The sequence below is a fragment of the Enterobacter cloacae complex sp. S1 genome, assembly GCF_014930525.1.
GTDB lineage: Bacteria > Pseudomonadota > Gammaproteobacteria > Enterobacterales > Enterobacteriaceae > Enterobacter > Enterobacter hormaechei_C.
In genome coordinates, this window is the sequence record NZ_JADBRE010000001.1 from 221,163 (window position 1) to 242,395 (window position 21,233).

At 54.4% G+C, this 21,233-nt stretch carries 23 protein-coding genes and 1 pseudogene; 13 read left to right on the top strand and 11 right to left on the bottom strand.

Going from position 1 to position 21,233, the window contains the following annotated elements; translation table 11 throughout:
• The first annotated feature begins 145 nt into the window (after positions 1–145).
• A complete protein-coding gene (locus IM290_RS01045) occupies positions 146–1,561 on the top strand; it encodes a PLP-dependent aminotransferase family protein (RefSeq protein WP_026080655.1) in 1,416 nt (471 codons plus the stop codon).
• Positions 1,562–1,637: 76 nt separating this feature from the next.
• Here IM290_RS01045 and foxA read toward each other — a convergent pair whose 3' ends face one another.
• The 3 genes from foxA to IM290_RS01060 form a co-directional block, all read right to left on the bottom strand.
• Entirely contained in the window at positions 1,638–3,746 is a 2,109-nt protein-coding gene (foxA, locus tag IM290_RS01050) for a ferrioxamine B receptor FoxA (protein ID WP_193042073.1), read from the bottom strand.
• Positions 3,747–3,867: 121 nt separating this feature from the next.
• Entirely contained in the window at positions 3,868–4,824 is a 957-nt protein-coding gene (locus IM290_RS01055) for an AraC family transcriptional regulator (protein ID WP_015572569.1), read from the bottom strand.
• 135 nt (positions 4,825–4,959) lie between these two features.
• Positions 4,960–5,193, bottom strand: coding sequence for a DUF2171 domain-containing protein (locus tag IM290_RS01060; protein ID WP_003863067.1), 234 nt, complete (start codon positions 5,191–5,193; stop codon positions 4,960–4,962).
• A gap of 219 nt (positions 5,194–5,412) precedes the next feature.
• Here IM290_RS01060 and IM290_RS01065 point away from each other — a divergent pair, with 219 nt between their 5' ends.
• A complete protein-coding gene (locus IM290_RS01065; protein WP_023295865.1) occupies positions 5,413–5,598 on the top strand; it encodes a hypothetical protein in 186 nt (61 codons plus the stop codon).
• Positions 5,599–5,636: 38 nt separating this feature from the next.
• On the opposite strand, the gene IM290_RS01070 is transcribed toward IM290_RS01065, so the two are convergent.
• From IM290_RS01070 to IM290_RS01080, 3 genes and pseudogenes are all read right to left on the bottom strand, one after another.
• Positions 5,637–6,758 carry a cupin domain-containing protein gene (locus IM290_RS01070; protein WP_193042016.1) on the bottom strand — a complete coding sequence of 374 codons (1,122 nt, stop codon included), beginning with the start codon at positions 6,756–6,758 and terminating at the stop codon, positions 5,637–5,639.
• 134 nt (positions 6,759–6,892) lie between these two features.
• Positions 6,893–7,498 (bottom strand): annotated as a pseudogene (locus IM290_RS01075) (ATP-dependent Clp protease proteolytic subunit); the annotation flags it as partial.
• Between the two features lie 60 nt (positions 7,499–7,558).
• Positions 7,559–8,329, bottom strand: a complete 771-nt coding sequence (locus IM290_RS01080) for a DeoR/GlpR family DNA-binding transcription regulator (RefSeq protein ID WP_193042015.1) — start codon at positions 8,327–8,329, stop codon at positions 7,559–7,561.
• An 82-nt stretch (positions 8,330–8,411) separates the two neighbouring features.
• On the opposite strand from IM290_RS01080, the gene IM290_RS01085 reads away from it, so the two are divergent.
• Both IM290_RS01085 and IM290_RS21550 read left to right on the top strand, forming a co-directional pair.
• A complete protein-coding gene (locus IM290_RS01085; protein WP_193042014.1) occupies positions 8,412–8,807 on the top strand; it encodes a VOC family protein in 396 nt (131 codons plus the stop codon).
• 124 nt (positions 8,808–8,931) lie between these two features.
• A complete protein-coding gene (locus IM290_RS21550; RefSeq protein WP_226876009.1) occupies positions 8,932–10,179 on the top strand; it encodes a hypothetical protein in 1,248 nt (415 codons plus the stop codon).
• Between the two features lie 41 nt (positions 10,180–10,220).
• On the opposite strand, the gene IM290_RS01095 is transcribed toward IM290_RS21550, so the two are convergent.
• Positions 10,221–11,615: an MFS transporter gene (locus tag IM290_RS01095; protein ID WP_193042013.1), complete on the bottom strand. Its 1,395-nt coding sequence runs from the start codon at positions 11,613–11,615 to the stop codon at positions 10,221–10,223.
• A 45-nt stretch (positions 11,616–11,660) separates the two neighbouring features.
• Positions 11,661–12,749 (bottom strand): cellulase family glycosylhydrolase, encoded by a 1,089-nt coding sequence (locus IM290_RS01100; RefSeq protein WP_023295856.1) that lies wholly within the window; start codon positions 12,747–12,749, stop codon positions 11,661–11,663.
• Between the two features lie 185 nt (positions 12,750–12,934).
• On the opposite strand from IM290_RS01100, the gene IM290_RS01105 reads away from it, so the two are divergent.
• Complete coding sequence (locus tag IM290_RS01105; RefSeq protein ID WP_160177170.1) at positions 12,935–13,942, top strand: LacI family DNA-binding transcriptional regulator; 1,008 nt, start codon at positions 12,935–12,937, stop codon at positions 13,940–13,942.
• Here the strand turns inward: IM290_RS01105 and fosA are convergent.
• Positions 13,928–14,353, bottom strand: coding sequence for a FosA/FosA2 family fosfomycin resistance glutathione transferase (gene fosA / locus IM290_RS01110; protein ID WP_169724058.1), 426 nt, complete (start codon positions 14,351–14,353; stop codon positions 13,928–13,930). The genes IM290_RS01105 and fosA overlap by 15 nt on opposite strands.
• A gap of 198 nt (positions 14,354–14,551) precedes the next feature.
• On the opposite strand from fosA, the gene trpS reads away from it, so the two are divergent.
• The 8 genes from trpS (at position 14,552) to IM290_RS01145 (ending at position 19,330) form a co-directional block, all read left to right on the top strand.
• On the top strand, positions 14,552–15,553 hold the full coding sequence (gene trpS / locus IM290_RS01115) for a tryptophan--tRNA ligase (protein WP_193042012.1): 1,002 nt from the start codon (positions 14,552–14,554) through the stop codon (positions 15,551–15,553).
• 251 nt (positions 15,554–15,804) lie between these two features.
• The gene (locus tag IM290_RS01120) at positions 15,805–16,287 is read left to right on the top strand and encodes a hypothetical protein (RefSeq protein ID WP_193042011.1); all 483 of its coding nucleotides are present in this window, start codon (positions 15,805–15,807) and stop codon (positions 16,285–16,287) included.
• 3 nt (positions 16,288–16,290) lie between these two features.
• Positions 16,291–17,865 (top strand): S-type pyocin domain-containing protein, encoded by a 1,575-nt coding sequence (locus IM290_RS01125; RefSeq protein ID WP_193042010.1) that lies wholly within the window; start codon positions 16,291–16,293, stop codon positions 17,863–17,865.
• 8 nt (positions 17,866–17,873) lie between these two features.
• Complete coding sequence (locus tag IM290_RS01130; protein ID WP_193042009.1) at positions 17,874–18,131, top strand: colicin E3-like toxin immunity protein; 258 nt, start codon at positions 17,874–17,876, stop codon at positions 18,129–18,131.
• A 49-nt stretch (positions 18,132–18,180) separates the two neighbouring features.
• The gene (locus IM290_RS21785; RefSeq protein ID WP_370532097.1) at positions 18,181–18,369 is read left to right on the top strand and encodes an HNH endonuclease; all 189 of its coding nucleotides are present in this window, start codon (positions 18,181–18,183) and stop codon (positions 18,367–18,369) included.
• A gap of 1 nt (position 18,370) precedes the next feature.
• Positions 18,371–18,622, top strand: a complete 252-nt coding sequence (locus IM290_RS01135) for a bacteriocin immunity protein (protein WP_074135039.1) — start codon at positions 18,371–18,373, stop codon at positions 18,620–18,622.
• A gap of 18 nt (positions 18,623–18,640) precedes the next feature.
• Entirely contained in the window at positions 18,641–18,892 is a 252-nt protein-coding gene (locus IM290_RS01140) for a hypothetical protein (protein ID WP_045350134.1), read from the top strand.
• 156 nt (positions 18,893–19,048) lie between these two features.
• The gene (locus tag IM290_RS01145; RefSeq protein ID WP_193042683.1) at positions 19,049–19,330 is read left to right on the top strand and encodes a DUF6392 family protein; all 282 of its coding nucleotides are present in this window, start codon (positions 19,049–19,051) and stop codon (positions 19,328–19,330) included.
• A 261-nt stretch (positions 19,331–19,591) separates the two neighbouring features.
• Here the strand turns inward: IM290_RS01145 and IM290_RS01150 are convergent, their stop codons facing one another.
• Complete coding sequence (locus tag IM290_RS01150; RefSeq protein WP_193042682.1) at positions 19,592–20,065, bottom strand: SymE family type I addiction module toxin; 474 nt, start codon at positions 20,063–20,065, stop codon at positions 19,592–19,594.
• Positions 20,066–20,368: 303 nt separating this feature from the next.
• A complete protein-coding gene (locus tag IM290_RS01155; protein WP_071922641.1) occupies positions 20,369–20,677 on the bottom strand; it encodes a helix-turn-helix domain-containing protein in 309 nt (102 codons plus the stop codon).
• Positions 20,678–21,233: the final 556 nt, after the last annotated feature.

Here is a 21,233-nt window from a genome sequence, read left to right on the forward strand (position 1 = left end):
CATCATGGAAAACGGCCAGTACAATACAGATTCAAAAACTGCTTTTGTTTACCATACAGATCCGCTAAAACGGTATCTGCATGGTGGTTTACCCATCAATCTGTACTGGTTTAATGCTCTGTATGGTAAAAAAAAAGGATACAGCATGACGCGCTATCAACATCTGGCCAACCTCCTGGCGGAACGTATCGAACAAGGGCTGTATCGCAGCGGTGAACGTCTGCCGTCGGTACGCACGCTGAGCCAGGAGCACGGCGTGAGCATCAGCACCATACAGCAGGCCTACCAGATCCTCGAAAACCGCCAGCTGATTACGCCTCAGCCGCGCTCCGGCTATTTTGTCTCGAAACGCAAAGCCCAGCCGCCCGTCCCGGCGATGACGCGCCCGGTGCAGCGCCCCGTGGACGTCACCCAGTGGGACGAAGTGATGATGCTGCTGGACGCCCGCGCCGACAAAGAGATGATCTCCTTTGGCGGCGGCTCACCGGACATTAACCAACCGAGCCTGAAGCCGCTGTGGCGTGAGATGAGCCGCATTGCGCAGCATAATCCGGGCGAAATGCTGAGCTATGACGTGCTCGACGGGCGCCTGGAGCTACGCGAGCAAATCGCCCGTCTGATGCTGGATGGCGGCTCCACCGTGGCGGCAAACGAGATTGTCATCACCAACGGCTGCCACGGCGCGCTGTCGATCGCCCTGCTCTCGGTGTGCAAGCCGGGTGACATCGTGGCAGTCGAGTCACCATCGTTTCACGGCACCATGCAGATGCTACGCGGCTTTGACATCAAGGCCATTGAAATTCCCACCGATCCCGAGACCGGGATCAGCATCGAGGCGTTAGAGCTGGCGCTGGAGCAATGGCCGATCAAGGCGGTGATCCTGGTGCCGAACTGCAATAACCCGCTCGGGTTTATCATGCCGGAGTCTCGCAAGAAGCAGGTCTTAGCCCTGGCACAGCGGCACGATATCGTGATTGTTGAGGATGACATTTACGGCGAGCTGGCGGCGGAGTACCCGCGTCCGCGCACCATTCATTCTATGGACATAGATGGCCGCGTGCTCTTATGCAGCTCGTTTACCAAAACCGTGGCGCCGGGCCTGCGGGTCGGCTGGATCGTGCCGGGGCGCTATTACGACCGGGTGATGCACATGAAATACGCCGCGGGCGGGTTTAACGTGCCGGGCACGCAGATGGCGGTGGCGGCGTTTATTCGCGACGGCCATTACCATCGCCACGTGCGCCGTATGCGTCAGATTTATCAGCAGAATATGGAAACCTATACCTGCTGGGTGCGGCAGTATTTTCCGGCAGAGATATGCGTCACCCGCCCGCAGGGAAGCTTCCTGCTGTGGGTTGAGCTGCCGGAGACGGTCGATATGGTGTGCGTCAGCAAGCAGCTGTGCCGTCTGAAGATCCAGGCTGCGGCCGGGTCGCTGTTTTCTGCCTCCGGGAAGTACCGCAACTGCCTGCGGATCAACGTGGCGTTGCCGCCGACGGAGAAGAACCGCGAAGCGCTGAGGAAGATGGGCGAGGCAATTGTGATTGCGATGGAGGAGTAGTGCGGCCTGTTGCCCTCACCCCAACCCTCTCCCAAAGGGAGAGGGTGGAAACCGCCACCGGGCAATGGTCAACGACTCAGAACTTCCACGAAACGCTGCCAACAATGCTGCGTTCTGCACCGAAGTAGCAGTAATAGAGCGAGTTACACGCCGCGACGTAGCTTCTGTCCGTCAGGTTATTGACGTTCAACTGCGCGCTCACGCCCGTGAGCCCCACTTTCGACAGGTCATACCCCACGGTCATATCCACCAGCGTGTACGACGGAAGCGTATGGGTGTTCTGGCGATCGCTGGCGATCCCGTTGACATAGCGCACGCCGGAGCCGACGGTCAGGCCGTCCAGAGGGCCGGTTTTGACGTCGTAACTCAGCCAGGCGCTGGCCATGTTACGCGGGGCATAAACGGCGCGCTTGCCCTCCTCTTCCGGGCTGCTCTTCTTGTAGCGAATATCCGTGTAGGTGTACGCCGCCTGCATACGCAGGCTGTCGGTCAGCTGACCAATCGCCTCCAGTTCAACGCCTTCGGATTCGATTTCACCGATGGAACGGTACGGATCGGTCGGCTCCTCTTTAGTGGCAATGTTCTTCTGGTTAATGCGGAACACCGAGGCGCTGAACTGGCTGTTCAACCCCTCCGGCTCATACTTCACACCCGCTTCCCACTGCTTGCCCTTCATCGGATCCAAAATGTTGCCCTGCTCGTCGGCAAAGCTGGTCGGCGTAAAGGCGGTAGAGTAACTGACGTACGGCGCGACGCCGTTATCAAATAGATACAGCAGCGCCGCACGGCTGCTGAAGTTGTTTTTATCCAGATCGCTGCGGGTGTGGTTGAAGTTGTCGACGTTCGACACGCTCACCTGGTCGTAACGCCCGCCCAGCGTGAGGCGCCAGCGGTCAATGGACATCTGATCCTGTAGGTAGTAGCCGGTCTGGCGCAGCTTGTGTTTTTCCCTGCTGTACTGGGTGATGTAGTCCGGCTTCGCGCCGTAAACAGGATGGAAAGCGTCAATCGGCGGGAAGCCGCCGTAGTAGCCGGTGACGTTGTTGGTGCGGTCCTGGTAGTCCATGCCGATCAGCACGCGGTGGTTTACCGCCCCGGTATCGAAGCTGCCGTCGACCTGGTTATCCAGGGTGATGGCGTTCATCTTCTCGTCGGAGCCGGAATAGCCGCGGTTCAGCTCGGTGTCATTCAGCCAGCCTGCGGCATACACCTGGTTCAGCTCGACTTTGGTGTGCAGGTAGCGCAGCTTCTGGCGCACGGACCAGCCGCTGTCAAACAGGTGCTCAATGTTATAGCCGACCATGTTTTCCCGACGATCGTACTTGTCGTAATCGTCCTCGCCCTCGAAGAAGGTGTTGGAGATTTTCTTACCGCTGTGCGGTACAACGGTGCCCTCATATGGCAGGCCGGAGTGGCTACCGCCTTCCGGATCGCGGTGCAGGTAGGCCATCAGATCCAGACGGGTGTTGTCGGTGATACGCCAGGTCAGGCTCGGCATCAGGGCGTAACGCTCTTCCTTCAGCGGATCGAACTGGGAATCGGCATAGCGGGTCATCCCGCTGAGGCGCACCGCCACGCGGTCGTTATCATCAACCGGGCCAGTGACGTCGAACATCGCCCCACGCTGGTTATTGTTACCGGCGAAGAGCTTGATCTCCCCGCCAGGATCGAACGATGGCTTACGGGAGGTGAGCGCCACAATCCCGCCCGGCGATGAGCGGCCATAGAGCACGGAGGCCGGACCGCGCACGACTTCGATACTGTCCAGGAACCACGGGTCAACCACCAGCGAGCTGTGGGAGTTGGTGTCGCCCATCATCTTCAGGCCGTCGAGGTAGACGTTGTCCAGACTGCCGTCCGAGAAGCCGCGCAGCACCATGTAGTCAAAGCGGTTTGACGCCCCGATCTGGTTGCTGTAGACCCCCGGCGTGTAGCTCACGGCCTGACGCACGCTGGTTGCGCCCTGCTCTTCGAACTGCTCGCGAGTGACGATAGAGACCGACTGCGGGGTTTCAATATCCGGTGTTTCAAGCTTGGTGGCCGCAGACTGCATCTGCGAGGTCACCACCACGGTGTCAGTTTTTTGGGCATCCTGCGCCAGTAAAGGAAAAGCGACGCTACCGGTAACCCATCCCACCAGCAGTGCCAGACGCGATTTAGCAAACATAACCCTCTCCAGAGATATTTCTTATTGTTAATAAGAATTATTACCTTTTTGAGAGTGCAAACGGCTATGCGTGCCGCCAGGTTACGTATGCGCGATGCTAAACCGCACGGGATGCATTCGCGCAACAGGAGAAATTACGTTAGCGGAGTTTGCGCACGTCACCCGGTGAAATCCCGTAATGACGGCGAAACGCGGTGGCGAAATTGGTGGCATGCTGATAGCCACACATCCACGCCGCCTGCTGCACGCTGTGGCCTTCCAGCAGATAGCGGCGCGCCAGCGCAAGGCGGCAGTCGCGCAGGTAGTCGAAAAGCGTGCAGCCGTAGCGCTGACGGAACTTGCTGCGCAGGCTGCTCGGGCTCATTGCCGCAAGGGCTGCGAGTTGCGCGAGAGTATGATCCCGTTCAGGAGACTGTTCCAGCAGGCTCCGCACGCGTTCAAGACGCGCATGTTCAGGGCGGCCTGGGCAAGGCTGCTGGCGCTGGTTGAGGCCGTGACCGAGCAGCTGATACATCAGCCCCTCCAGCAACAGCTTGCGTGAGAGCACGCTTCCCCCCTGCCGCTGCGCATGCAGAATACCTGACATCACAAACTCGGGAACCTGCCAGACAAACGCGGGTGCATTCAGGCTTTGCCATTCCAGAAGCAATGACTCAAGCAGGGCTTCACGTCCGGCATCGTGCGGGTAGACGCCAAACGAGAGCGTTTTCAGCGTGCTGTCGGCATCGTGACGCGCGCTCATCACCTGATCTTCACTCAGACGTGAGCTGAACGCCATGCCCGGGCGGACGGGATAATTGATACCATTGAGTGTGAGCGTCACGCACCCTTCCAGCACCACCAGCATATAGAGCGGGCTGCTGTGGCGAGAGGTGGTTTCATAGGGCTGTAATACACGTACGTCGGAATGGGTCAGCGAAATGCCGGACGAGAGCATCATCTCTTCAACATTCCCCTGCAACACGGGGCTACCGCTGACCTGCGCCTCTTTTAACTGGGGGAAACGGTAGTCGATGCCGTAGCGCTCGCCGAATACCTGAAAATCTTCAACAAAAAATATGCGTTTCGCTGATCTATTTTCACTCTGGAGCATCATTCGGGGCCTGCATCGGGGAAAGGACAGGCAAAACAGTACCATCCATTTGTAATGGCAGCAATCACCGGGCGCAGACACTATTACGCTCCGGACGAAGCCGGAGCGAAGGCATATATTTCCTTGCGAGAAATATATTTATGCTTCCTGCCACTCAGCAAAAACCTCTTTATGGTTTTTGGTCAGGACAACTTTATTATCTTCGACCTTATCAACCCAGCCGAGAGGAATAAAGTGGTGTTTGCCGCCCGATTCCGGATCGCTCTTCGCAAGCTTGATACGCTCACCATCAAGATGGTCCACAACCCCGACGTGCGTTCCGCAGCTGGCGACAACCTGAGTGTGATCCTTAATTGCGCTTTTATCTACCATCATTATTCTCCTGTTTCGGTTATTTGCCTGTTGCACGACATTAACTGTAGCGCATAAATTCAGGCTTAAACGTCTTATTAGCATTTTGAAACATCATTGACAGAACTGAATATTAAGTCTACTTAATGCCGAAATGGAAAAATAAGAATGAGATGAATTATTACCGACTGATTATTTCCCGTTCATAATTAGATTATCGCAACCAACGAGGAGGTATTTATGACGATTCGCAATAATCGGGCAGAAATTTCACTGGCTCTTGGTGAAGCGGTTTTAGACATCGTGCAAAAAGGCCATGAAGTATCGCGAGAAAATCTCGCCCAGGCGATGAAAATCAAAGCGGAGAAAGAGCGCGACGATGAGCGGCTTCTTAACTACTGGAAGGCCTGTAATATGCTGGTTTGAACCTGGCGGCGTTTAGCCTGACTAAACGCCGCCTGCTGTTACTCGTCGAAGAACCAGTAGCCCTGGTTAATCAAACCGGTCAGCTCTTCCACAAACGCAGGATTATTCAGCGCATCGCCCAGCTCAGCCTGGCCGAGCTCGGTGAAGCGGCACAGCGCGTCCGCCCCGTTCACATCCGCCGTTTCCAGCTGTTCGCTGTTGATAAAGACGCTGCCGTTGATGTTCAGCACGCGCAGCCCGCTCAGGCGGGAGAGCGTTTCGCCCCCTTGCAGCGCGTCGAGCACCTCTTCTGCGGAATACGGCGGCTCGGCGGCGGCAATATCCAGCTCGTGACGCGGCGTGGAGACGAAGCTGCCAAACCATTTCGTAAAATCATCTGGCTTGCTAATCATGTCGATCATCATCTGGCGAATGCGTTCGAGCTCGTACTGCTCCACGCGGCCAGGGTGTTCGCGGCAGGTCAGATCCGGATCGCTGTAATGTTCGCCGCCCAGATCGTTCTCCAGCGCGTAGTCGGCAAAGCTGCTAATCAGATCGCGACCGTTCGGCCCGCGGAAACCGACAGAGTAGTTGAGCGCGGTTTCATGGGTGAAGCCGTCATGCGGGAATCCAGGCGGAATGTAAAGGATATCGCCCGGCGCCAGATCTTCGTCGATGATCGGCTCAAACGGATCGACATGCAGCAGGGCCGGATGCGGACAGAACTGACGCATCGGCAGCTTGTCCCCCACGCGCCAGCGGCGGCTGCCCATCCCCTGGATAATAAACACATCGTACTGATCGATATGCGGCCCAACGCCGCCACCCGGGACGGAGAAGGAGATCATCAGGTCATCAAGACGCCAGTCCGGCAGGACGCGGAACGGACGCACCAGCTCTGCTGCGGGCATATGCCAGTGGTTCACCGCCTGCGCCAGCAGGGACCAGCCGGTTTCACCGAGGTTATCGAAATGCTCAAACGGGCCATTGCTCGCCTGCCACTTGCCGTTAGCATGGCTTACCAGGCGGCTATCAACTTCCGGCTCCATCGCCAGACCCGCCAGTTCATCAGGGGTAATGGGGTCGACAAAATTCGGGAAGGCATTTTTCAGCACAACGGGTTGTTTTTGCCAGTATTTTTCAAGAAATTCCGGCCAGTTCAGGTTCAGTTGATACGCCATGGGTAGCACCAGTGAGAGGGGAGACAGGCGCGATTATAGAAGAGACAGCGAGGGGGGAACTTGTCATGGGTCAATCGAGCGCGCGTAGGTCGGGTAAGGCGAAGCCGTCACCCGACGCACACGCCGGCTTAAACTTAATCCAGGTTCAGCTCGTCATAATGGGTAATCAGTTTACCCACGATGCCGTAGTCCAGCGCTTCCGCCGGTGACATCCAGAAGTTACGGTCGGTGTCTTTCTTCACTTTCTCCAGCGGCTGGCCGGTGGCGTCAGCAATCAGCTTGTTCACGCGTTCCAGCATGCGGATGATCTCGCGCGCTTCGATTTCGATATCCGTTGCCTGACCGCGCACGCCGCCCAGCGGCTGGTGGATCATAAAGCGGGTATTCGGCAGAGCGTAGCGGTGCTCTTTTTTCGCCGCCAGGAAGATGGTAATCCCGGCGCTCGCCACCCAGCCGGTGCCGATCACATGCACTTCCGGACGGATAAACTTAATGAAGTCGTGGATGGTGTCGCCCGCTTCCACGTGGCCGCCCTGACTGTTGATGTACAGCTTGATCGGATCGTTGCTGACGCTTTGCAGCAGGATCATCTGAGTGATGACCTTCTGGGCCAGCTCCTGGTTAATCTCTCCGGAGATGACAATCGAACGGGATTCCAGCAGTTTTTGCTGTAGAGCGCCCGCGCCGTTTGTTCCTTCCGCTTTTTCCTTGTCGCTTTCTTTCAGTGTGTAGTGCATTGTTGTTTCCTCAGCTTGTCGCGCTCAAAACCAGAGTGTAGCCTGTTTTACCCGTCAAAGTCCTCAAGCGCACACAATGCGAACATCCTGTGCCACAAAGGTATCGATAAGGTCCCTCTCCATATTCTCGTCCACCACCAGCACGTCAATGTCGCGGCTATTTGCCACCACGTAGCGCGCCACGCCGGGAAGCTTGTCCGGGGTCAGCGCGACAATGGTCTCGTTACTCTGGGCAATCACCGCTTTTTTGAACTCACAGTCGGCAAAATCAAAGCCGGTCAGCCCCGTATCAGGATCCATCGCGCAGCCGCCGATAAAGGCCTGATCGAAGATAATCCCCTGGATCTGGCTCACCGCCGTTGCGCCAGTCGCCCCACCGGATGCCCGCTGGATCGGCCCGCCGATCATAATTACCTCGCACAGCGGATGGTGCAGCAGCGCCGCCGCAATAACCGGCGAATTGGTCACCACCGTAACGCTTAACTCCGCAGGCAACGCTTTCGCCAGCGCCAGATTCGTCGTGCCGGTATCGATAAAAATGCAGCAGCCTGCCTTGACAAGCGTTGCAGCTTTCTGCGCGATTGTGATTTTTTTTGCACTGTTTATCTGCTCGCGGCTGATAAAGCTCCCCGCCTCCGGCAGCTGAAGCACCGCCCCGCCGTAGACCTTTTTACAGATGCCCTTCTTGCTCAGCTCGTGCAAATCACGGCGTATAGTGTGCTCTGAAACCCCCATCTGGATCGCCAGCTCTGCGCAAACCACTCTTCCACTCTCGGTCAGGATCTGACGGATCCGAGCTTGTCGTTGATCCGGAAAAGCAGCATAATCGAGCATTAAAAATCCTTTAAATAAACCTAATCGCGTATCAGTACGCATAATGTTGCACAACCGCGCAAGACAAACAACGAGGGTTATGATGAATATTGCACATGTCGCGCTTTGGACGCGCAGCCTGGACGCCCAGGTCAGGTTCTGGGAAACGATTTTTGGCGGGCGGAGCAACGAGCGCTACCTCAGTAACAACCGCCAGGGCTTTGCCTCGCACTTCATTACGCTGGACAACGGGCCGACCATTGAGCTGATGACCGTCCCCGACCTGCCCGACGCTCCCGCTTACCCAGAGTTTATCGGCTGGGCGCATATCGCCATTGATGTTGGCAGTAAAGCAAAGGTGGACAGCATGGCGGAGCAGGCACGCTCGGGCGGAACGTTGCTCAGCGCCCCGCGGATGACGGGAGATGGATTTTATGAAGCCGTGATTGCCGATCCGGACGGAAACCGGATTGAGCTTGTGGGTGAGTCTACCAGTTAAGCGATCGCCACCGCTCTGTGCGGCGCAGGAAGGGAACGCCCTCAATATTTATCACACATTTTGGGGGCTGGAAATTAAGGCTTATCACGTCTTATGATGCCCCTTTACAAAAGGGGGCGTCAGGATGAAGGCCGATTTTTTAAAAATCATTAACCGTAAATTTTTCATCGCCATTATAACCTCGTCCACCTTCGTGACAGGGTGTACCTTTAGCGTTATATGGTTCTATCTCGCTAACATTGACCGACTGGATATTCTTTATGATGCGTTGAGCGTGACGAGCGCTATTGGCATCATATTTGGTTTCACTCTGCTTTCCCTGTTCGGCTTCAGTATCGTTATATTTATTTCGTCTTTCTTACTGTATTTAATCTACTTATCGAATGAACAATCGCTAAAGCATTATGAAGGCTTACCCTCACGACTCGCGAATGTGAGTCTGGTAAACAGCATCATGATTTGCATCGTGTTTATCAGCGGCATGAGTCTTTATTATTTTCGCAACTGGAATGGATTTGCCGTTACGATAACGGCGATCGGCCTGCTTCTGTTGACGACCTGGAGTATGTCGAGATGGCAAATTTTCACCCATGTATATGTTAAAATTGATAACGCGCTGGAAAAGAAATACCTCGCAACATGGCCGATTAAGTTCGGGTTACCTGCTTTATTGCTTATTCCTGCGTGTGTTCAGGTCCTCCCACTTCTGTTCGTGACCAGCCAGCTTGATTTTAACAGTGAAACAAGCATGCTCGCGCAATTAACCATTTTCACCGGGCTGTCAGTGGTTCTGGCCGTGGTCGGCATTTTTCCTGGTATGATCCTCGTAAGTGAACAGAAAAACATCATCCAGATGATAACGACAATAGTGATTGTCATTCCGGCCCTGGTGTTCCTGATGACGATTTTCTTTAGACCCACGCCGAACTTGCTTATCAACATGACCCTCAATCTTTCTGGCATCAGTGACTGGCGGACTCACCAGTATTACATCGAGACGCAGACGCATCCCCACGCCATGTTTGACGGAGCAACGTGGAACACCCGTTACTATAAAGAAATCCCGTCACGATTTTTTATCACTGGGGTAAATATCTTTTCACTGGGTAATATTCAGCTCATATGCCCAAGCCAGATTAACGCAGCGAGAGCGGCAAGCCTGAAAACAACGGCGGATGATTTCGAGGCTTACGATCTCCGCAGTAAAGCGCTGAAGCGCACAGCCATGAAATGTATCCCATTCAAAAAAGAACAGATCCATCAATGGGATTCACCGATTTCCGAACCTGTATTTTATCAAAAAGTAAAATCGACAGGCAGTAATAACATTTTGGATCTCCTGAAGGAGATTAAACCACCGCACGCATCGTAATGTCAGGGGCCAGACACCTGCCCGGCAGGTGTCTGGCTGCATTAATTTACCCGCACAGGACGAACGCTGTGCTCTTCGCTACCCGGCTCCCCTTCCCTACTCAACCTGCGCTCCGCCAGCAGACGACAAACCTCCGCATGCTTCTCTTCGGTAAAGGTAAAGCGCGACATAAAGCCCATGCGGATCAGCGACCCAATCGCCGGCAGCAGGCAAATCCCGAAGAACAGCCCCGCCAGCACGCCTTCGCTCTGGCTCTGCGCCTGCGGCACGTAGCCGATCATCGTCAGGAACACGCCGATGAGCCCGCCGCCTACCGCCACCGACATCTTGCCGGTAAAGGTCTGCCCGGAGAAAGTGATCGCCGCGCAGCGCTTGTGGGTGTGATACTCCGCGTACTCGATGGTGTCGGCGATCATCGACGAGGTGAGGATATTGGTCATCATCACGAACAGCGTGCTCAGGCCGAGCAGGACAAACAGCAGCGCCGTGTGCTGATAGCCCGTGAACCACATCACCACGCGCACCGCCACGTCCAGCCCGCAGAGGATCATAAACAGCTTCCGCTTCTGCATCCGACGGGTCAGCAGCGGGGCGACCAGGCACAGCACCGCCGCCACTATCCCCATCACGCCAATTGCCATTTGCAGGCTGCCGTCGCCCATATTGTTGATAAAGAAGTAGATATAGAGACCGCCCGCCACGTTATGGAACACGCAGAAAAAGAACGACAGCAGGACAATAAACAGCGGCTTGTTCTGGCGCAGGTTGTGGAAGGTGTCGCGCATCGTCACCTTTTCCGGGCTCGGCGGAACGCGCTCTTTGATCTGCATAAAGCCGTTGAGCATCAGCGGCAGGCCCACCAGCATCATCACCAGCGCCGCCATAAAGTAGCCTTTATCGTTGCTGTACTGGGCAAAGAACGCCGCCAGCTTCGGGAAGAAGATGTTAGCGCAGGCGATCCCGGCATTCACTCCGAGCATCGCCGCCGTCACCGCGCGGGTGCGCTGGCCGGAGTCGTTGGTCATCACCGATGACATCGACCAGAACGGGATATCGGAGATGGCGTACAGCGTCCCCCACAGGATATACGTCACCCCGGCGTAGAGGATTTTGGTGGTCATATCCGCTTCGATTTTATAGAACGCCAGCAGGGTGACCCCGGTGATCAGCAGCGGGGCGATCAGCAAAAAGTGGCGAAACTTGCCGAAACGGCTGTTAATGGTGTCCATAATGCTGGCAAACAGCGGATCGTGAACCGCATCCCACGCACGGGCAATCAGGAAGATAGTACTTGCCGCCAGCGCCGAGATCCCCAGCACGTCGGTGTAAAAATAGTTAATAAACGAACCCACTAAACCAAAGCTAAAACACTGACCTAAACCATAGCCAAAGTAAGACCACAACTCGCGAGACGGTATTTTCATTGTCATTGCCATAGTGCGTACCTGGTTGCCCGGCGACAGCGCGCCGGGTCATTATTATTAGCCCTGCGGATTCGGGGCGATTTTGCGCAGCTTCTTCATCAGCGCGATTTCAGCGCGTGAGAACGGGATACCGTTCTCCTCAAACACGTCGTGGAACCACAGGCGGCAGTAGTCCGTGGACTCCTTCATCACTACCGGCCACGGCAGCCAGGTCTGGGTTTTACCGCGCACCAGCCCCCACTGATACGGCGCGACCTTCGCCATGTACATCAGCGGGAGCTGCTCTTCGATGGTGCCGCCCACGTGACGCGCCAGCCATTCGGTGCAGAAGATTGGGCGGCCCAGCGCCTGAAGCTGCTGGATAATCGCCGTCATGCGCCCGGTATTGGTATAGGCGTGGTAGCTCACCACATCTGACAGCGCCAGCGCGGTCTGGTCCAGCGGGTGCTGGTAAAACGTCTCGCCCTCTTCTTCCGCCGGCAGACGCCACGCGCAGATGGTGAGCGGCTGGGTCGGGTCTTCCTCACGCACCCAGCGGAACGCCTGCTTCATCAACTCGTGCGCGCAGGTTTCCAGCTTCTCGTCGTACAACACCTCTTCGGTGCCGGTCGCGAAAATGCCGCGGTTGCCCGGCTCGTTATACAGATCCCAGAGCAATACGCGCTTATCCTCGCGGAACTGGCGCACAACGTCGCGGATATAGCGCTCAATCTGTGGCCAGCAGTCGCGATCGCACACCTTATCGCGTCCCGGGCTCGCTGCCGCCTGGCTGTTGTGCTTGCCCGGTACGGGCGGCTTTTGCGGGCCGAGGTACGGCTCGTCGCCGGAGAACCCGCAGTCGTCCATCAGGGTCAGCATGGTGCTGAACCCATGACCGTCGGCAATCGTCAAAAAGCGGTCGATGCGCGCCATCAGCCCGTCGCGGTCGTGCTCCCAGACGATGAACGGCAGGTTGATGCGCAGGGTGTTATAGCCCGCGTCCGCCGCCCAGCCCAGCTCGCGGTCGATGGTGTCGGCATCGAAGGTCTCTTCCTGCCAGATATCGGTCCAGTTCACCGCCGTCGACGGCAGATAGTTAAACCCGCACAGCCAGCCTTTCTGCTGATACCACGCCTGTGCCTGCTCCCTGCTCCATTGCTCTTTCATTACGCATCCTCTTACTGATAATATTTAGCTAATAAATATTAGTTGCAGAATAAATGCGCAAATCGTGGCGCTCAGAAAAGCGACGCCTCTCACAAAGTTCACGCTTCGATGGATGAGAAACGTGATCAGCGGCGCGGAAGCGCGCGGTTAGGGTATGATGCAAATTCGCGAAAGGGAGAGGACGGATGAAGCGAAAAACAAAAGTGACGATGAACGATATTGCGCGGGCGGCGGGGGTGTCGCAGGCGACGGTATCGCTGGTGCTCAACCAGTCCCGCAACATCAAGCTCAGCGACGACACCCGCCAGCGGGTGATCAACGTCGCCACCGAGCTCGGCTACGACCGCCTCCCCGCCGTTCACGCCCCGCGCAACCAGGAAGAGATCGCCCTGCTGGTCAGCTCCATGCAGAGCTTCGACCCGTTTATCGACGCCATCAGCCAGGCGCGGGAAGCGGCGTGGCGCAACGAGACCCTGCTCACCGTCTACGACTACGGCGACGACATGGAGCTGGCCCTGAACATCATCCGCCAGCTGGACAAGCGCAACTGCATCGGGATTATCCTTGCCTCTCCGGTCACGAACGTCGTCGATATGACGGCATTCCAGGACTGCACCCGCATCCCGCTGGTGCTGCTCAACCAGCGCGACCCCGGCTCGCCGCTGCTGCCGTCGTTTATTCCGGACGACTACGCCAACGCTTTCCAGGTTACCAGACACCTCATCGCCTGCGGCGCCACGCGCATCGCCCACATCACCGGCGAGAGCTGGATGGAGGCCTCGCGCCAGCGTCTGGCGGGCTACCAGGCGGCATTACAGCAGGCCGGACTCGCGTGCGACGATGGCCTGGTGCGCCAGACCAACTGGCAGTTCAGCGAGTCCTTTACCGCGACAGCTTCGCTGCTGGAACTGGCCGAGCGCCCGGACGCCATCTTCTGCGCCAGCGACTGGCTGGCGATTGGCTGCTACCAGGCGCTGGCGGTGAACGGCGTGCGCATCCCGCAGGACATGCTGCTGGCGGGCTACGACGACCAGAAGATTTCCGAGCAGCTCACCCCGCCGCTGACCAGCATCCAGTTGCCCTACAGCGAGCTGGGACGGCTGGCGGTGGAGTACCTGTGCAATCAGGAAGATGCCGCCACGCACGTGACGCTGGCGGGCAGGCTGAAGGTGCGCGCCTCAAGCCTCGTCTGAGGTAAACACCATGCCCGCGTAGGGCTTCTCGCGACACGCCGCCAGCCGCGCGGCGAGGCTGCCCACGTGCAGCTCCAGCTTGTGCCCGTCCGGGTCGAGAAAATAGAACGATGCTCCCTCGCTTTTGTTCTGCTTCCAGACGGTGACGCCCGCCTGCTCAAGCCTGTACGAGAACGGTTCAAAATCTTCTTCCGCGACGGTAAACGCGTAGTGGGTGTAGTCGCTCTCCTGCGGCGGCACGTACTGGCGCGCCTCGTCGTACGACAGACAGACCCACAGGTCGCCGCAGGTGAGATAGGCCCCGGTATTCCAGCGGGCGTGCAGCGCAAGCCCCAGCAGCTCGTGCCAGAAGGTGACGCTTTTTTGCAGGTCGCTGACCGCGAGGGTCAGGTGGTTGAGTGATTGCAGCATGACGTGCCCTTTTGTTTTTCGCGCCGGACATGGTACGGTAAAGAGATGAACATAAACCACGCCGTGCTCACCGTAAACCGCTGGTGGCTGCCTTCTTAAAGGCGGCACGGAGTAGTTTTCCTCATTTTCAGATAGCCGCCGAAAGGCGGCTTTCACTTTTCTAAGACCCTTTCGGCTACTGCACATTAAGGAGTCTTTATGAACGCACCCACCATCCTCACCGGCGATCGCCCAACCGGCCCGCTGCACCTCGGCCACTTTGTCGGATCGCTGCGCCAGCGCGTGGCGCTCCAGCACACCCACAACCAGTTTGTGCTGATTGCTGACCTTCAGGGGCTGACCGACAACGGCAGCAACCCGCAAAAAATTCGCGACAACATCCCCGAAGTGCTGGCCGACTACCTCGCCGCGGGCATCGACCCGAACCTGACCACGATCTGCCTGCAATCCGCCCTGCCCGCCCTCGCCGAGCTGACGATGCTGTATATGAACATCGTCACCGTCGCCCGCGTGGAGCGTAACCCGACGGTGAAAAACGAGATTGCGCAGAAAGGCTTTGCCCGCTCGCTGCCGGTTGGGTTTATGGCCTACCCCATCAGCCAGGCAGCGGATATCACCGCGTTCAAGGCCGAGTGCGTGCCCGTCGGAGACGACCAGTTGCCGATGATTGAGCAGACCAACGAGATTGTGCACAAGATGAACAGCCTGCTGCCCGCCCCGGTGCTGCGCCACTGTAAGGCGATGCTGAGCGACACCAGCCGCCTGCCCGGCATAGACGGCAGCGCCAAGATGTCGAAATCGCTCGGCAACACGCTACACCTTTCGGCCAGCGAAGAGACGATTCATCGTGCGGTCAGCGCGATGTACACCGACCCGAACCACCTGAAGGTGAGCGACCCGGGGCAGATTGAGGGGAACGTGGTGTTTACGTACCTCGACGCGTTTCATCCGGACAAGGAGAAAGTGGCGGCGATGAAGGCGCACTATCAGGCGGGCGGGCTGGGCGACAGGGTGTGTAAGAACGAGCTGGAGGCGTGTTTGCAGGAGCTGATTGCGCCGATGCGGGAGCGGAGGGCGATGTATATGCGTGACAAGGGGGAATTGATGGCGATGCTGAAGCGCGGAACGGAACGGGCGCAGGGGGTGACGCAGGCGACGTTGAGGGAGGTGAAGGTTGGGTTGGGAGTGCCGGTGTTTTGAAATAACGTCATGCAGCGTATGTATTCAAATATTATATGCGCTGCATAATATTATTTATCGGCAATTCAGCGAATATTACATTTATTATTAACAGGAACCATTACCATCCCTTCTTTAAAAGATGACCAATATCAATCTGGGTATTCATTTCGGAATTTAGCCCGGCTTATTAACCACTTTATGTATATTCGCTATACAGTCTAAAACCTAGCATTGCTGCATTTACTCTTCTACCCCTACAAGGAATTGTCATGCAGCTTTATACCAATGAATTTACCGCTGAGTTGAAAGCGGAAATAGATCGTTCGCCTTTTTCCGATGAACAACTGGCCGCCATGCCTGAGGACGCGCGCGCCATTATTGCCGAACAGGAAGCCTTTCATCGACAACATCCCGTCACCGCCATCTGGCGGATCGCCACGGCTGGCAGCCAGACCCGAATGGGCGGCATGGTACTTCCCGTCGATCGTGAAGCCACAGTGCTCATGGACGATGGGAGTTACACCAGCCCGATTGTCGAAGGAGACTGTGTGGCCTATCCGGATGGAACGCTCGCCACGATTATGACCTCATCAGGAACCGCATTTACGTGGAAAGGACACGGCGTTGCCCTGGTAGGTAGCCTGCTTGATAACGATGACGAGATTATCAGCACACCGCTCGGCAGTACTTATCTGGTCACCCGCGAAGGGATTCCACCTCAAGAGGATTTCTTAACCTGGCCCGGAGAATAGGCCATGGGCTACCGTTCAACGAACTACGGTCGCGGTCAGGCGCTGCACGGCGACAGAACGACCACCGGCGCAATATGCTGTAGCACCCTGCCCAACTGCACCGAGCACGGTCGCGGCGTTATCCGCGTTGGCGATAAAACTACGGCATGCCCTAAATGCGGCAAACAGGGCGTTGTTGCAGACGGCGAACCTCGCGTTAACTGGATGGGACAAACCTCAGCCGTCGATGGTTCTGTCGTCATTTGTGGCTGCCCGCACGGAACCAACCGCGTGATCGCCCCACCGGGAGAGTGGCTCGGCTCCGGTCCCTCTCCTGAACAGATCGCACAGGAAAAGCATCAGGCCATGCTCGCAGCACGCCGAAAAGAGCAAGAGGCCGAAGCGCAGCGACAAGCAGAAGAACGCGATCGCAATCGGGTCTTTGCGAAATCCTGCCTGCGCGGTGAAGGCTGTAACGATGCAGGCACCGGAAGTGAGCCGCACACCAACTTCGCTGAAATGGCATTTTACCAGGCCATGCCCAACGACACCCCGCAGCACGCCCAGGCGGCAAAGCGTAAGGCGCTCCCAAAACCAAAGCAACGCAGCGCGCTTTATCTCTGGTGGAATGGGCATCACGAGGAGATGGACTATCAGGCTGCCGTTGCAGCCGAAGAAAAGGCCTGGATCGCGCGGAACGCGATAGCCGATGCCAGCGAACTCGCACTGGTTAGCGGGCGTACTGTCATTTCCGGCACATGGGCCGTGCGCGGCGCTACACTTGGCGAGATAGCCACGGGAGGCCTTGGTGCACCTGTCGCAGGGCTGCTGATAGGGATGTATCCCGGCAAGCTGAACGACGGCGAGCAGGATTTTATCGACAGGATGCGCGCCGAGCAGATGCGGGAAGCCCCTACCCGCGTTCGCTTCACCTGGGAGAACGACGCCAGCGGTAACCCGACACCGCGCGGCTGGCATACGCCGCCGGGCAAAGACAGCGTGCGCGTTCGCAGGATGGAGTGGGATAGTCAACGCCAGGCGTACACCTTTACCACCGAAGAAGACCCCGGCATCACCCTCATCTGGACACCGGACCGCACCGGAGAGAGTAAGCCGTGGGATACGGGCAATCACAACCCGGTACGGATACCGAACCCGGTTGTGGTTGATCCGCTGCCGGAGGATACGGCGATTGGTGCGACGATCAGCCCGACACCGGAAGAGAAGACGTTTGCGGATTATATTCTGATTCTGCCGGTGGGCGGGGTGCCGCCGATTTATGTCTATCTCAGCGGGAGACGTCGCAGTGGATTACCCGAAGATGGACATGATTATCATCAGGCACCTAAAACCAGCGAAATTACAGGATTAAGGGGTTTAAGAGAGGTGAAAGCGAAAACGCCCAAGCAGGGTGGTAGTGGTAAAAGGGCAAGATGGGTTGATTCGAAAGGACGAAGAATATATGAATGGGATTCTCAGCATGGCGAACTCGAAGAATACAGAGCTAGTGACGGCGAGCATCTCGGCTCTATTGATTATAAAACTGGTGAAATTTTGAAACCTGCCGTAAAAGGTAGAAATATTAAATCTTATTTATGAGGCTTATTATGGGATTAAGATTAAGATTACAGTGGTATGATAAAGAAACTGAGTTAGGTGAAGGAAATGAATTTTCTTCAGATTTTGGCGATGATGCTCAGATCATGACAAAAGATCTTGGCCTACCAACTAAGGGGAACGTTAATAATGGTTTTTTTGATGTTGAACCCGAATGGATACCCATTCTACAACCCCACTTCTTACATAAAATAACCCCCACTATTTATGACTATCAGGTTTCTTTTGACTATAGGGATAAATGGTGAGAGGCATTGCCCGATAATCGTATCGGGCAAACTAAAAATCTCCATCAAGATGAAAAAGATCAATCAAAAAATCAGAGGAGAGCCTCTTCCCTTATCCCTACAATATATTGAGTCGGTAAAAAAACGGTATGAGACACATCGCATTAATCCTATAAAACAGGGCGGCGCTGTATATGATCTAGATAATATGAGCATAACAACACCTAAACATCATATTGATATACATCGAGGAAATTAGGATGAAAACCATCAGCCATTATACTGAAAGTGAATTTTTATCCTTAGTACAAAAAATATGCTCTGCCAATTGTGAAACAGAGGAAGATGGTAATTGTCAGGTTAGAGAGTTCGAACGGCTTGCAGAGCATCCCTCAGGTGCAGATCTTATTTTTTATCCCGAAGATGGAAAAGATGATAGCCCAGAAGGCGTTGTTCATGAAGTAAAAGAGTGGCGTCAGCGTCGTGATAAACCTTGCTTCAAGTCTGAGTGATTCTTTAGGATTAAAACAATGATCGTTTACTCTATAGATGTATACAGTAAAACAGATGAACTTTTACTTTATGAAATCATAATCTCTCAGCGAAATGTAGCTGCGCTGTATGACATTATGGGTATTTCAGATGAAGATGAAGCCGACTTCACGTATGGCATAGGTGTTTATAATATAAATGAAAAACAGGCACATCTTTTAGAAAAACTCATAGGTAAAACATTCTACTCGGACGATTTAATTTTTCAGCTTTCAGGAGGAGATCTTTAAATGAAGATTAAATATATAATGCCCTTTTTCTCATTTCGAAAACCTAAGAATTTACATCTGGACGGTACTTTATAGCTCTAAATACTGAAACGAGAAAAAAAAGCTTACGTTTAAACTATAGGGCGGACTTATACAGATGATTACAAACATGAGGCAATGATTGTTTATTTAGGGAAAAGTCATAACGAATTGGTTGATGCAGGATTTATTTCATGGAAAACATATCCAAAGGGACATTCAGGCTCTATGAACCAACACCTGGAAATGGCAAAAGAAGGCATTAATTTAAGTTTTTTGAGAGAAGCTCAAGCCCTTGTTGTGATAAACCATAAATCGAAGCCGATTTGCATATTTGTGGTATGGACGGCGAAGACCTACAGGAAGACTGCGAAGAAGCGTTTGGCGTTCAGCTTGCCACGCAAGAAGATGGCTATGTGAAAACATTCTCTCTTGCTGAGAATGAGTATCTGTTTACGGGCGAGGGTAGAGATTTTTTTGGTATCTGTCGGTTTATGCGCTGGATACGTGGCATACCCGAACCTGTTATATGCGATTTAACCGTTGGCGAACTTCACGCTGTGCTGGTTAAGGCTGTGAAAGAGCAGGTAAAGCACGAGTGATTTCTGAAGATTACGGGCATGGGATAACATGCCCGTATCGTTTTATTGCTTCAAGGATTACATGAGGTGGGAAGCACAGTTACTCCGACATCGCCTTCCCTGTTCCACGTTTAACAGCCGGTATATCACCTGTATCATTCAGCGCTCCCGGAAACGTCTTCAACCACTGCGCGACTTTCTGCTTATTTATATTCACCACACTCATACCTTCCAGGCATCCCCATAATTCTCTTGTATGCTGTTGCGTAATCACAATGCAGTCTTTCATGGCACGGATTTTTACGGGCATACCTTTGATAAAGCCAGCGCGGGTTAACCAGTCCCCGCCGAGGAGAAGGTATTTCATGTCTATGCGTGCATACAGTTCGCAGCAGGCGGCACTGTCCTGAGGCGTTTCCGCGCGGGGATGAATGGGTGCCGCATTGGGCTGGTTGCCATGAAGGCGGCGGGCGCTGTTTTTGCGTACCAGCTCGCGGTTTTCAATCATGCCGGTGAAAGCGTCTGATTCTGTTTTGCAAACAGTAAACTCTGGCTTAAAATTCGTCGCAGCCATTTTCAACTCCTTTTCAGTTGCTAGTGGTTAGCGGTATGGGGGTGTTGCAGCACCTTCATATCGCGAATTCTTCGTTAAATATTCCTCGATACTTCCTTTGCCGTTCGGCGTAATTTCTGGTGCTCATTATACAGGGCTGAATATAAACACAGCGGTTTGGTGTAGGGGAAATTTGGAATTTGCGAGGGGGATTCAGGAAATGAAATCAGACGAACTGAAGCAAGATTCTAACGCAAGGTTTTGGTTCTAAATCACTGGAAAGCCTTTCGAGAAGAAAAAGCACAGCGAAGCACTCTTTTTTGTTTAGAGCTGCTGAAGGATGTTTTTTTTCTTCTCCGAGTCCAATTTCGGCCAAAGACGGACTAAAGAGGCCAGTTCATCATCTTCTGTGTAGAAGTATGCTACAGGCACTTCGAGAACTTTAGCGAGATGCCGAACGACTTCAATGCTTGCCTGGTGAACCCCCTTCTCGTAGCGGTTGATACGCGCGCTTGCTGCAAACTCATCTATGCCAGCCAAAATACCCAGGTTTTTTTGCGATAACGCCATGTCCAAGCGCACCTCTTTGAGGCGTCGACTGAAGAGCTGATTGTGGGAATTGGATGTTTTCATAACTACGATAATCGTAGTTAATGCCTAAGGAAGATACTACGTTTTACGTAGTGCAAACACTAGATTGATTTTCACGTAAGGATTTCACAAATCCTCGAGCACCCTCGCAAAACTACGTAAAACGTAGTTTTATGGATTCCAAAGAAGCTACGAATAACGTAGTGTCTGGTTCAGTCATCTTTTCTCAAGGGGGATATGAAGAATGGTTTGGTACAAAGCGTGCGTTTTAGCTGCTCTCAAAAAGGAACGAGATTTTGCACGCCACCTTCGGTCTCAGCGCCTAGACAACGATTAACGCTCTTAAGAGACCGTGACACAAAGGAAAATTCTTCTTTGCAGGATCAGTTGGCATCAATCCTGAACTCATATGGCCACGTCGTACCTTTAAATCTGCGGATCGAGGCTTACTGGAAGAAGAATCAAGCACAGCAAAGAGTTACGTCAAATCATACGTAAATCTTTAACAATTCGTGTTTTATCATCATAAAAATTTCGTTCTAAGAAATTTTTTACGTAAAATATAACGTAATTGCGTCTTTAAAACAGGGACTAGAAC